Consider the following 13,156-nt stretch of genomic DNA (forward strand, 5'->3'; position numbering starts at 1 on the left):
CATATGAATTGGAAGTTCTGGCAAAAAAATAATGATGCTGCACCAAAAAAGAAAAAGACAAGAAGCAGAGAATGGTTTGATGCTGTTGTTTTTGCAGTAATTGCCGCCACGGTTATCCGTGTATTTTTTATCGAGGCCTATACAATTCCTACGGGCTCTATGGAGAAGTCGCTGTTGATAGGCGATTTTTTATTTGTGAGTAAGGTAAATTACGGAGCGAGAATACCAATGACTCCTGTTGCTTTCCCTTTTGCGCATCATACCATGCCTGTTACCGGTACAAAAGCATATTACGATGGAATACAATGGAAATATCGCAGATTACCTGGAATGCAGGATATCAAAAGAAATGATGTTGTCGTTTTTAATTTTCCGGATGGAGATACCGTAGCGCTTGAAGCTCAGGACAGAGATTATTATGATATGGTGCGTGCAGTTGGCAGGCAGGCGATTCAGAGTCAGTATACCATTGTAAGCAGGCCTGTTGATAAAAGAGAAAACTATATTAAGCGTTGTATCGGAATTAGTGGTGATGTATTAAGTATGTCGAACGGTTTGGTTACAATCAATGGAAAGCCTGAGCCAATGAAAAATACCGGACAGATTGATTACCTGGTGAAATTTAAATCCAGTGACGTTAATTTCCAGTTATTTGAAGATATGGGTTTTGTGATAGACAGGGATATCAGTGCTTTATCTCAGGATAGCTATAATTTTGTAGGTACACCAGTAATGATGGAAAAGGTAAAGAAGCTGGACTTTGTTGCTTCGGTGGTTACCCGTACTGCTGCTCCCGGAGCGGTGGAAGCGAACGTCTTCCCTCAGGATCCTAACAGAAAATGGAATGCTGATAACTGGGGTCCTATTCAGGTTCCTAAAAAGGGGTGGACTGTAAAACTGGATAGTGTTTCTATGCCTTTGTATCAGCGTGCAATAGCTATCTATGAAGGTAATAAAGTAGAGAAGGTTGCTGGCGGATGGTTGATTAATGGTAAACCAGCTTCGACTTATACCTTTAAGATGGATTATTACTGGATGATGGGAGATAACAGGCATAATTCACTGGATTCAAGATATTGGGGGTTTGTGCCTGAAGACCATGTCGTTGGAAAGGCTTTGTTCATCTGGATGAGTTATGATACGAATGGGTCATTCTTTAGTAAGATCAGGTGGGGCAGACTATTCAATAGTATTCATTAGGTCTGTGTTAGCATAGGCTGGCTCTAAAAAAAAAGCGTGTCCTGTCTTTCCGGCTGGCATTCCCTGAAGGGGGAATGATGCCTGGAAAGACAGGACACGCTTTTTTTTAGCACCCCAGAAGGATGACTCTCCAAGACCTATCTCATTGTTGGGGGGGAGAGTGTTTGTTGGTTTTTAGTTAGTTAGTTAGTTAGTTAGTTAGTTAGTTAGTTAGTTAGTTAGTTAGTTAGTTAGTTAGTTAGTTAGTTTTTAGTTATGCTGATTAATAATTTTTGACTATCAGACAAACCAAAGGACTGAAAATGGTCCATCCAGGGCAGGTGTAGCAGGCTGACATCACCTATATGCTGATATTCAGAAGCTTCATGTTCATGTTTGCCTTTTTTATTGATATCTACAGCCAAAAGATCGTGGGCTAGGGTGTTTCTAGTGCGATGACCTTGGAGTATTGCAGAGATATTTTGTTACTTATTCTATCAAACTCATAAGAAAGTGTCATAATTATCTTGAGTTTGGTCAAAGCTTGTCCAACAAACAGGGAGTAATTTAATTGCACTTCTGTTTATGGATTGATTATCTGTGGCTCAGTTCGTGTCTTCAATTATGAGTGCTGTATTAGTAGATTAGGGATTCTGGTAATTTCTTTGTTATCTTCATCAGAATTATATGATGATTATTGGCATTCATAGGGATTGTGTTGGTGGTGGTACTAAGTTTTGTACCATGTGGTGATGATGCTTTATCGTCGTTGGGTGGGGGAGTTAAGATTGAGTTTTCTTCTCATGCCCGGCAGGATAATGATGATTGTACTTTTTTTGTAATTGTTCGTGTTGTTCTATAGCTTCTGTGACTAAAGAAGTGATGGTGCTTACAATTTCATCCGTTTATTATATTCCTGAGCTTTCGGCTCATTTGACTGGAGAATTTAAGACTATAGATCTTTCGTTCTGGCAGCCTCCAAGGTTAATCTCCTGATTATCTTCATTTTTTCACGTATACCCAGTAAGTGAAGTATTCATTATGAGGTGGGGATGAATATGTATGGATAATTGAATGTTTTTTTTAGAAACGCGGTATAAATTACACGTATAGATTAATCTAGTGGGGATTGTTGTCCTCTGTCAGCTATAGAATTATCCTATGAATTTTTTAAGACTTATCGCCATGGTATGTTTGCCAGGGGTGGTGTGCGCACAATATAATATCCAGAATAAGGATTCGATTAAAATAAACAAAGAAATAACTACGATGAATATCCGGGGAGTAGATCCTCCGGAGATGAGATCATTTATTATCCCGGCAGTTTTATTCAGTTATGGTTTGGTTTCTCTGGGGAACAATGCAGTCAGAAGATTGGATTTTAATATCCAGGCGAATTTGCAAAAGAAACATCCTGGTTTTTCAGTCCGTATAGATGATTATCTTCAGTTTGCGCCTGGGGTTGCTTTTTATGCTCTGAATCTGGCTGGTGTGAAAAGTAAACACAGTTTGGTTGATGGTACGGCTATTTATATTTTATCCAAGGCCATAATGGGAGTTGCGACCTATTCAGGTAAGTATGGGTTTGCCAGGGAGCGTCCGGATTTTGCAGATACGAAGTCTTTCCCTTCAGGACATGCTGCCAGTGCATTTGCCAATGCTGAGTTTCTAAATCAGGAATACCGGGATGTATCACCCTGGATAGGTTATGCAGGTTATACTGTAGCTACAGCAACCGGTGTGTTAAGAATGTACAACAACAAACATTGGCTAAGTGATGTCATTGCAGGTGCCGGAGTTGGTATAGCTTCGACCAAGCTGGCTTATCTGATTTATCCCAGTTTGAAAAAGCTGGTTGTAGGTAACCGGGCCGTGAAATATTCTCTGATGCCAACTTACCAGCAAAAGGCCGTAGGATTAGCTTTCAGCGGTACCTTCTAGAAAATGTCCGGTCATATATCCGAATCAGTACATATGACCGGACATTATTAAATACCCTCAAAAGTCTTCTTTTGGAGCGGGATCACTGGAAAACTAATGAACCGAGGTCTTCAAAAGTATTTCTAAGCATTGTAAATCTGAAATTCCAGTAAAGAGCAATACTTAAAAAACATTTCTGAATCGCATCACCGGAAAACTAATGAACCGAGGTCCTCAAAAGTATTTCTAAGCATTGTAAATCTGAAATTCCAGTAAAGAGAAATACTTAAAAAACATTTCTGAATAGGCATCTCCGGAAAACTAATGAACCGAGGTCTTCAAAAGTATTTCTAAGCATTGTAAATCTGAAATTCCAGTAAAGAGAAATACTTAAAAAACATTTCTGAATAGGCATCTCCGGAAAACTAGTGAACCGAGGTCTTCAAAAGTATTTCTAAGCATTGTAAATCTGAAATTCCAGTAAAGAGAAATACTTAAAAACATTTCTGAATCGCATCACCGGAAAACTAGTGAACCGAGGTCTTCAAAAGTATTTCTAAGCATTGTAAATCTGAAATTCCAGTAAAGAGAAATACTTAAAAACATTTCTGAATCGCATCACCGGAAAACTAGTGAACCGAGGTCTTCAAAAGTATTTCTAAGCATTGTAAATCTGAAATTCCAGTAAAGAGAAATACTTAAAAAACATTTCTGAATAGGCATCACCGGAAAACTAATGAACCGAGGTCTTCAAGAGTGTTTCTAAGTGTTGTAAATCTAAAATTCAAGTAAAGAGTAATACTTAAAAAACATTTCTGAATAGGCATCACCGGAAAACTAATGAACCGAGGTCTTCAAGAGTGTTTCTAAGTGTTGTAAATCTAAAATTCAAGTAAAGAGAAATACTTAAAAAACATTTCTGAATAGGCATCACCGGAAAACTAATGAACCGAGGTCTTCAAAAGTATTTCTAAGCATTGTAAATCTGAAATTCCAGTAAAGAGAAATACTTAAAAAACATTTCTGAATAGGCATCACCGGAAAACTAATGAACCGAGGTCTTCAAGAGTGTTTCTAAGCGTTGTAAATCTAAAATTCAAGTAAAGAGTAATACTTAAACATTTTTCCCAAATGGCGTAGGATTTGGATGCACTCTATACTATTTTAAAAAAATATATGCTAATGTGAAAGGCCTAGCGTTCCGTTGCCCCGAAGGGCAAAAGAGAATGCAGCCTGAACATAGCATGTATTTTTTTAAAATCCCTTAGATGCCGCTAATCCGGAGCTTCTTAGCGAGGGTATCCAAATCCTTTACCACTGCTTCCACCAGTGGAATACCTTTCACTTTGCGTTCCAGTTCAAATGCATATTCCGGTTCGCCTGGTATAATTACTTTTTTGTCAGGATCAATAGTTCTTGCATTTTGGAAGCGTTCGATCCAGTTGTCAAGATGATTTTTAAAATCTGTTGCGGGGCGGAAGCCATCTATGCGCATGGCGCCAAAGAAGTGTCCCAGGCCTTCACCAACAGGATTTGCAGAAGGTTCAAGGAAAGCGACAAAAGGAGGGACCCACGGGCCGTAATTGGCTCCCGAAAGTACTGCAGTCAGGATATCGACAGTTGCACTCAGGCCGTAGCCCTTGTGACTTCCATGGTCTTTATCGCTGCCCAGAGGAAGTAAAGATCCTCCATCTTTCAATGCATTCGCATCAGTGGTTGTTTTACCATCTTTATCCTGTGCCCATCCCTCAGGAATTGGCAGGTTTGCCCGCTGAGCAATTTCCAGTTTACCATTTGCAGCAGCGGCGGTGGCCATATCAACAACTACAGGAGGGTATTTCCCTGCTGGAAACGCGTAACACATAGGGTTGGTGCCCAGTAATCTTTCATTCGCATAAGTAGGCGTAACTAACGGACTGGCATTAGTCATGCTGATTCCGATCATATCCTTTTCAACAGCCAGCAGTGCATGATAACCAGCGATGCCAAAGTGATTGGAATTTTTGACAGCAACCCATCCGCTGCCATAGACAGCAGCCTTTTCCATGGCCACTTTCATGGCGAAAGGTGCTACTACCAGGCCGAGCCCCGCATCACCATCTATAGTAGCTGTAGTTGGAGTTTCATGTACTACCCTGATGTTTGGTGTCGCATTGATTCTTTCTTTCTCCCAGAGACGGATATAGCCACTCAGGCGCGCTACCCCATGAGAATCGATACCTCTGAGATCAGAACGTATTAAAACATCAGTAGCTAAATCTGCATCCGTTTCAGAGCATCCCATCTTCAAAAAGACGCTTTTAGTGAAATTTCTTAAACGTGTTTCTGTAAAAGTATGGAAGGTCATTTGAATGAATTAAGCGTATAGAACTGTAAATTTATAATCAAGAGGTTTGAATGCAGCTAAAAGACTTTCAATAAAGTCATCCCCGTAAAGCACATACATTGGTGCGATGTTCAGCACACGCTCCTGTAAAACACCAGATGGAAATAACTTATTCTTCAAGGCGTCAATTTGCTGCAGAGAAGTCGTATGTTTTCGTTTTTCGGCCCTTAGAAGCTTCTTCTCCAGGTTAGTGACCAGTTTCAGTGCTTTTGTTTTGGCTGCTTCAGCAGACATAGAAAGTGTTTTATCTATTTTATAAGAATTCAGTTTGATCTGATCAAAAACTGCTCTTATGGCGCGTTGCTCGTCATCAAGACAAAGCGAATCGCCAACATGCGCTTTAATCCACTGATTTTTCAACTGCTCGTCACTATTAAACAAAGTGATGGGGCTGATATCCAGGATCTGCATTTTTCTTGCACTTCTTTCATCGATGACTAATGCAGAATTCCTCAGAATCAGTATCGGATATGGAATAGTATAAAAATCAAAATTAGCTTTAAGCTGCAGCCAGTAAGTTACTTCAGCGCCGCCACCTATATAAGCCAGATTAGGTAAGATCAGCTCCTGGTATACCGGGCGCATAACCACATTGGGGCTAAAGCGTTCAGGATGATTATCAATTTCCTGTTTTAACGTCTCTTTGGTGAAGCTGATAGAAGTATTCAATACCTTATACTCCCCATGCTCTTCCACCAGACGCTCACGAAGCTGGTCATCCATATAAAAGAAATTAATCTCTCTTGGATTTACCTGTGGCTTATAACCTTTTTTCTCTAAAGCCTCACTGCTGGTATTAATCTGCGCAAAACTATTCTGCTCGGTAATATCACGATAGATAACAGGTGCAAACTGCTTTTTCAGCGCAGCATCATCTGCATCCACACAGACCAGTCCTTTTTTGCCAAATAACGCATCTACCAGCTCACGTGTGGCAGCAGTAAGCGTTTTGTTGGTCGTATATGCTTTTTCTACAATTTGTGAAAACTCAGTACCATTATCGCTGATACCCAGATAACCCTTATAACCCACAAGTGCATCGTTGATATCAGCAGTAGTTAAACGGCCGGTTGCACCTGCAGCATTTTTTTGCCAGGTCAGCATTTTATCCTCTACTTTGACATGATTGATTTCTTCAAAATCATGATCTTCAGTAGCCATCCAGTAGACAGGAACAAAATTAAAGTCAGGAAAACGCTGCTGTAGATCAGCTGCCAGTTTAATAGCAGTAACTATCTTATAGATGAAATAAAGGGGACCTGTAAATATATTCAGCTGATGACCGGTCGTTATGGTAAATGTCCGGTCATCAGCCAATAAACTGATGTTTTTAAGAACTGAAGCAGAAGGCTGTAAATGCTGATACTGCTGGTGCAGGCTGTTTACTAATAAGCTGCGGTCACCAGAATACTTCCGGTCTCCGATTGCTTTTTTAAAACCCTCTAAAGTAGGGGAGTACTTATAAAAAGACTCCAGGTTATCTTTTCCATCTATGTAATCCAATACAATGGACGAAAAAGCGTGTGTTTGCTGATAAGAGATGTACTTGGCCTGCATTGCTACGAAATTAAGCTAATAAACCATAATTCAGCAAATCACCATATTATTTTACAATCCGTCCATATAGATCGAAATCTTCGGCGCGGTCAATCTCTACATTCACAAAACTGCCATTTGCGGCGTAACCAGTAGAAGCTTCGATCAGAACCTCATTATCAACCTCCGGAGAGTCAAATTCAGTACGTCCGATAAAGAAATCACCCTCTTTACGATCTACCAGAACTTTATAGGTCTGACCTACTTTTTCCTGATTGATTTCATATGAAATTCCCTGTTGCAGCTCCATGATTGCGTCAACACGTTCCTGTTTAACTTCATCAGGAACATCATCTACCAGGTTATGTGCATGTGTTTTTTCTTCATGAGAATAGGTGAAACAGCCCAGTCTGTCAAAACGGGTATCCTCTACCCAGCGTAACATCTCTTCAAAATCACGTTCAGTTTCACCAGGATAGCCACAGATCAATGTAGTACGCATAGCGATTCCAGGAACTTTATCTCTGATCTGGTTCACAATGTCAATAGTCTTTTGTTTAGTGATTCCACGTCGCATTGACTTTAACATATTGTCCGTGATATGCTGTAAAGGCATATCCAGATATTTACAGATGTTTTCTCTTTCGTTCATGGCATCCAGAATTTCCATTGGGAATCCTGAAGGATAAGCATATTGTAATCTGATCCATTCAATACCATTGATATCAGAAAGACGTCTTAATAACTCATCCAGATTACGTTTTCCATAAATGTCAAGACCGTAATAAGTCAGATCCTGTGCAATCAGAATTAGTTCTTTAGTTCCGTTTGCAGCTAAAATTTTAGCCTCTTTTACCAGAGCTTCCATTTCAGTTGATACATGTTTACCACGCATTAGCGGAATTGCACAGAAAGAGCAGGGACGGTTACAACCTTCCGCAATTTTGAAATAAGCAAAGTGCGATGGAGTAGTTAGCAATCTTTCGCCAATCAGCTCATGTTTGTAATTAGCACCAAGTGAGTGTAAGATATTCTGCAGATCGTTTGTGCCAAAAAAAGCATCAACGTTTTTGATTTCAGATTCCAGTTCAGGTTTATAACGTTCAGAAAGACATCCCGTTACAATTACTTTACTGATCTTACCTTCATCTTTTAACTGGCTGTACTGAAGGATGGTATCAATAGATTCCTGTTTAGCATTGTCAATGAAGCCGCAGGTATTGATTACGATAATATCATCCTTATTGATGTCGTTAGCTTCATGAACCACATTTAAGCTATTCCCTCTTAATTGTCCCATTAAAACCTCCGAGTCGTAAATATTTTTGGAACAACCAAGCGTAATTACATTGATTTTCGGTTTTTTAACAGGGATAATTTTAGAAGTCGTTTTTGTGTTCATTTCGTATGTATATATACTCTTAAAGAAGGCTTATTTGAACAGGCCGTCAACAAAAGATTTTTTATCAAATAATTGAAGGTCATTTACACCTTCACCTACCCCGATGTATTTTACAGGGATTTTAAACTGGTCAGAAATACCAATGACTACACCACCTTTGGCTGTGCCGTCCAGTTTGGTAATCGCCAGTGCATTTACATCTGTAGCTTCTGTAAATTGTTTACATTGCTCAAAAGCATTCTGACCGGTTGATCCGTCGAGTACCAGTAAAATCTCATGTGGTGCACCAGGAATTACCTTTTCCATCACCTTTTTGATTTTTCCCAGTTCGTTCATCAGACCAATTTTATTATGCAGTCTGCCTGCAGTATCAATGATAACTACATCTTCTCCGTTGGCAACTGCCGATTGTATCGTGTCAAATGCGACAGACGCAGGATCAGAACCCATAGCCTGGGCAACAACTCTGACGTCAATACGTTCACCCCATAATTTAATCTGTTCAACGGCTGCTGCCCTGAAGGTATCCGCTGCACCGAGAACTACTTTCAGCCCTTCAGCTTTAAGTTTGTTCGCAAGCTTGCCAATGGTCGTTGTTTTACCCACACCGTTGACACCGACTACCATGATTACATAGGGTTTATGGTCTCCGTATTCAAAATTGCGGAAATCATTGCTGTTATTCTCAGCCAGTAATAACTGGATTTCATCACGGAGGATCAGATTCAATTCTGAGGTAGACAAGTATTTGTCTTTTGCCACCCTGTCCTGAATTCTGTCAATGATTTTAAGGGTTGTTGTTACCCCAACATCCGAGGTAACCAGTACTTCTTCCAGATTGTCCAGTACATCATCATCCACTGTTGATTTTCCGGCAACAGCCTTGGTGATTTTATTCAGAAATCCGGTTTTAGTTTTCTCTAACCCTTTATTTAATACTTCCTGAGCTTCAGGAGCAGTTTCCTTTTTCTTGAAAAAATCGAATAGTCCCATAGAAATGTAGATGAAAACAAAAAAAGCCCTCCCATAAATATAGGGACGGCTTTAATATCATTAAATATTAAAATTACTTGCCTTGTCCAGCAATAGCATCTTTAACGTGATCGTTATGAACGATAACTTCTTTGAAAGAATAAGCACCAGATTTTGGTGATTTAGTCATCGTGATAACTTTTGAATATTCTTTACCTTTACCCGTTTTAAGGGTTGCAACTACCTTTTTTGCCATGATCTAAATAGATTGGAAATGTATTACTTAATTTCTTTATGTACAGTTACTTTCTTCAATACCGGATTGAATTTTTTCAATTCTAATCTCTCTGTAGTATTTTTACGGTTTTTTGTAGAGATATATCTAGACATACCAGGCATGCCGCTAGTTTTATGCTCTGTACATTCTAGAATAACTTGTACTCTGTTACCTTTTTTTGCCATTTTATTAATAATTTAGTTGATTCACATCAACAATGTTTTTACAAAAATCCTTTTTTTACGAAACGGTTAATAGCTTCAGTAATACCAACTTTATTGATGGTTTTGATAGCTGAAGTAGAAACTTTCAGTGTTATCCAACGGTCTTCATCAGGAATATAAAATTTCTGAAGTTGTAAGTTGGGATAAAACTTACGTTTAGTTTTAACGTTTGAGTGAGAAACATTAAAACCACTCATAGCCTTTTTTCCGGTTAAATCACAAACTCTAGACATGCCTTTAATATATATTGTTAAATTGTTCTTCGCTTAATTTTTTAAGAGTGTGCAAATATCATGAAAATATTTGTAACGATCAAGAGTCCATGTGATTATTTTTAAAAATTTACGGATTCTTTCCTGCTGCTCTGTGGGCAAAGATACACAAATACCCCATAAATACGAATCTTGGCCACTTCATTGTGCTATTAGGACTGATTGTAATAAACTGACTATACATATTTTGCTGTAAGAATCTTTTAATACCTTTCAAAAAATTATATTAGCTTAAAATTATCACCAAATATATTATGCAAATTAAATCTTTAGCCGAGTACGAAGAAACCTACAAGTTCAGTGTCGAGCAGCCAGAAGAATTCTGGGCTGGAATAGCAGAAAAATTTCAATGGAAAAAGAAATGGGATAAGGTCTTATCCTGGAATTTCACTGATCCGCAGATTAAATGGTTTGAAGGTGCAAAGCTGAATATTACGGAGAATTGTCTTGATCGTCATCTGGAAAAAAATGGAGATAAACCTGCAATTATCTGGGAATCCAATGATCCGGAGAAACCAAGTGTTACCTTAACTTATAAAATCCTTCACGAACAGGTCTGCCGTTTTGCTAATGTGTTAAAGAAAAATGGGGTAAAAAAAGGCGATCGTATCTGTATATATATGCCGATGGTACCAGAACTGGCTATTGCCGTACTGGCCTGTGCACGTATCGGAGCAGTACATTCGGTTATATTCGGTGGTTTTTCAGCTAAATCGATAGCTGACAGAATAAACGATTCGGCCTGTAAACTGGTTATCACAGCAGATGGCTCTTTCCGCGGGAATAAACAGATCCAGCTTAAAGAAGTTATTGATGATGCGCTGATCGGTTGTCCGACTGTAGAGAAAGTGATTGTACTGACACATACCCGTACACCGGTTTCTATGTTAAAAGGTCGTGATTTATGGTACGAAGATGAAATTAAACTGGTAGATACCATCTGTCCTGCAGAAGAAATGGATGCAGAAGACATGTTGTTTATCTTATATACATCAGGTTCTACCGGTAAGCCAAAAGGTGTGGTTCATACCGTAGGCGGTTATATGGTTTATGCAGGATATACCTTTGCCAATGCATTTAACTATCAGCCTGATGAAGTGTTTTTCTGTACGGCTGATATTGGCTGGATTACCGGGCACTCCTATATAGTATACGGGCCGCTTTCTCAGGGCGCAACCACACTGATATTTGAAGGAATTCCTACTTATCCCACACCATCAAGGTTATGGGAGATTGTAGAAAAACATAAAGTTAATATTCTTTATACAGCACCTACAGCCATCCGTTCGCTGATGAGTTATGGTAAAGAACCGCTGAAAGGAATAGACATGAGCAGTCTGCGTGTTTTAGGCTCAGTCGGAGAACCGATCAATGAAGAAGCATGGCATTGGTTTGATGAAGAAGTAGGTCATAAAAACTGCCCTATTGTAGACACCTGGTGGCAAACGGAAACCGGAGGATTAATGATTTCCCCGATTGCATTCGTAACTCCTTTAAAACCGGCCTGTGCTACTTTACCTTTACCCGGGATTCAGCCTGTACTGGTTGATGAGAACGGTAAGGAGATTGAAGGAAACGGGGTAAACGGTAACCTGTGTATCAAATTCCCGTGGCCGGGTATATTGAGAACCACCTATGGTGATCATGAACGTTGCAAACAGACATATTTCTCTACCTATCCGAATCTTTATTTTACAGGAGATGGCTGTATGCGTGACGAAGACGGTTATTATAAAATTACCGGCAGGGTAGATGATGTGATCAATGTTTCAGGACACAGAATTGGCACAGCCGAGGTAGAAAATGCAATTAATATGCATGCAGGTGTTGTAGAAAGTGCTGTAGTAGGTTATCCGCATGAAGTAAAAGGACAGGGGATTTATGCCTTTGTTATTTATCCTAAAATGCATGATGAGCCTGAATTAACCAAAAAAGATATACTGCAGACCGTAACCCGTGTAATTGGTGCAATAGCCAAACCAGATAAAATACTATTTGTAAGCGGTCTGCCAAAAACACGCTCAGGAAAGATTATGCGCAGGATTCTTCGCAAGATTGCTGAAGGAGAAACATCTAATCTTGGAGATACCAGTACTTTACTTGATCCGGGAGTCGTAGAGGAAATTATCGGTTCTGCGCAGAAGTTATAAACAGGCAGGGCTATAAAAAACAGGTGTAAGCCTCAAGACTTACACCTGTTTTTTATCCCATTCAATCAGTCTTTAACTAGCTTTCATTGCAACAACTGTTACGCCATTCAACGTTTGGTGCATACAGGTAGAGAGTGCATTAGCAATAGCAGTTTTTAAATCGTCTGAAAAAGGTGACGCAGGAATCGCAGCACAGTTCGGTGCAAAAATAGCACAGAGAGCACAGCCGTTAAGACATGACGGAAGTGAACTGGCTAAAGAATAACTCACAGCCTGGGTGGGATCACCAACACCATTATAAGCATACCAGCAATTAGCCATAATCGAAATACTTTTATCCATCAAAAAGTGTTAAAAACTTTAAATTGAGCTTACTCTTTAAGGTTTTCAGCTTCTCCTTTATCAATTTCGGATATCCATTGATAGTACCAATTTGCCTTTTTCTGCTGGGGTCAGCCGGTGACATATGACCCCGAATTATTAGTCTGAGCTTTTCCTGTTTAATAGCAGAGCTGTATGGAATAAAACAGTTTTAAGATAAAAACCCGAAAACAATTTTAATTTCCTGCTGTTCTTTAACCGAAACAAACATTAATTTAAAACAGATACTATGGACAGTTTAGAGTTAAAAGGAAAATGGAATGAGTTGAAAGGTAAAGTTAAGCAGGCATATGCAGAACTTACTGAAGATGATCTTAAACATGAAGAAGGTAAAGAAGATGAGCTTTACGGTAAATTACAGCAAAAAACAGGTAAGACACGTGACGAAGTAATCAACTGGTTAAAATCGTTATAAGTCGGATTATAGGAGTAAAAAAAAGGCCCCGGAATTAGTCCG

Annotated in this window: 12 protein-coding genes; 4 read left to right on the top strand and 8 right to left on the bottom strand. The window is 39.3% G+C overall.

The features are described 5' to 3' along the window. Window positions 1-3: 3 nt before the first annotated feature. The gene (gene lepB / locus PL_RS18930) at window positions 4-1,200 is read left to right on the top strand and encodes a signal peptidase I (protein WP_041882292.1); all 1,197 of its coding nucleotides are present in this window, start codon (window positions 4-6) and stop codon (window positions 1,198-1,200) included. A 1,140-nt stretch (window positions 1,201-2,340) separates the two neighbouring features. Further along, on the top strand, window positions 2,341-3,120 hold the full coding sequence (locus PL_RS18935; protein ID WP_087149118.1) for a phosphatase PAP2 family protein: 780 nt from the start codon (window positions 2,341-2,343) through the stop codon (window positions 3,118-3,120). A 1,243-nt stretch (window positions 3,121-4,363) separates the two neighbouring features. On the opposite strand, the gene PL_RS18940 is transcribed toward PL_RS18935, so the two are convergent. From PL_RS18940 to rpmB, 7 genes are all read right to left on the bottom strand, one after another. Continuing rightward, on the bottom strand, window positions 4,364-5,446 hold the full coding sequence (locus PL_RS18940; protein ID WP_041887253.1) for an Ldh family oxidoreductase: 1,083 nt from the start codon (window positions 5,444-5,446) through the stop codon (window positions 4,364-4,366). Window positions 5,447-5,455: 9 nt separating this feature from the next. After that, window positions 5,456-7,042: a bacillithiol biosynthesis cysteine-adding enzyme BshC gene (bshC, locus tag PL_RS18945; RefSeq protein ID WP_041887252.1), complete on the bottom strand. Its 1,587-nt coding sequence runs from the start codon at window positions 7,040-7,042 to the stop codon at window positions 5,456-5,458. A gap of 46 nt (window positions 7,043-7,088) precedes the next feature. Further along, window positions 7,089-8,423 carry a 30S ribosomal protein S12 methylthiotransferase RimO gene (gene rimO / locus PL_RS18950; RefSeq protein WP_041887251.1) on the bottom strand — a complete coding sequence of 445 codons (1,335 nt, stop codon included), beginning with the start codon at window positions 8,421-8,423 and terminating at the stop codon, window positions 7,089-7,091. A gap of 30 nt (window positions 8,424-8,453) precedes the next feature. Continuing rightward, window positions 8,454-9,416 carry a signal recognition particle-docking protein FtsY gene (gene ftsY, locus PL_RS18955; RefSeq protein ID WP_041887250.1) on the bottom strand — a complete coding sequence of 321 codons (963 nt, stop codon included), beginning with the start codon at window positions 9,414-9,416 and terminating at the stop codon, window positions 8,454-8,456. 73 nt (window positions 9,417-9,489) lie between these two features. Then, complete coding sequence (locus PL_RS18960) at window positions 9,490-9,651, bottom strand: DUF4295 domain-containing protein (protein WP_082036098.1); 162 nt, start codon at window positions 9,649-9,651, stop codon at window positions 9,490-9,492. 23 nt (window positions 9,652-9,674) lie between these two features. After that, on the bottom strand, window positions 9,675-9,857 hold the full coding sequence (gene rpmG, locus PL_RS18965) for a 50S ribosomal protein L33 (protein WP_008242799.1): 183 nt from the start codon (window positions 9,855-9,857) through the stop codon (window positions 9,675-9,677). A 38-nt stretch (window positions 9,858-9,895) separates the two neighbouring features. Further along, the gene (rpmB, locus tag PL_RS18970) at window positions 9,896-10,129 is read right to left on the bottom strand and encodes a 50S ribosomal protein L28 (RefSeq protein ID WP_041887249.1); all 234 of its coding nucleotides are present in this window, start codon (window positions 10,127-10,129) and stop codon (window positions 9,896-9,898) included. Window positions 10,130-10,422: 293 nt separating this feature from the next. Here rpmB and acs point away from each other — a divergent pair, with 293 nt between their 5' ends. Beyond that, window positions 10,423-12,318, top strand: coding sequence for an acetate--CoA ligase (gene acs, locus PL_RS18975; RefSeq protein WP_041887248.1), 1,896 nt, complete (start codon window positions 10,423-10,425; stop codon window positions 12,316-12,318). A 72-nt stretch (window positions 12,319-12,390) separates the two neighbouring features. Here the strand turns inward: acs and PL_RS18980 are convergent, their stop codons facing one another. Next, entirely contained in the window at window positions 12,391-12,639 is a 249-nt protein-coding gene (locus PL_RS18980; protein WP_152620411.1) for a hypothetical protein, read from the bottom strand. A 289-nt stretch (window positions 12,640-12,928) separates the two neighbouring features. On the opposite strand from PL_RS18980, the gene PL_RS18985 reads away from it, so the two are divergent. Beyond that, window positions 12,929-13,114, top strand: coding sequence for a CsbD family protein (locus tag PL_RS18985; RefSeq protein ID WP_041887246.1), 186 nt, complete (start codon window positions 12,929-12,931; stop codon window positions 13,112-13,114). Window positions 13,115-13,156: the final 42 nt, after the last annotated feature.

This window comes from Pedobacter lusitanus (assembly GCF_040026395.1).
GTDB lineage: Bacteria > Bacteroidota > Bacteroidia > Sphingobacteriales > Sphingobacteriaceae > Pedobacter > Pedobacter lusitanus.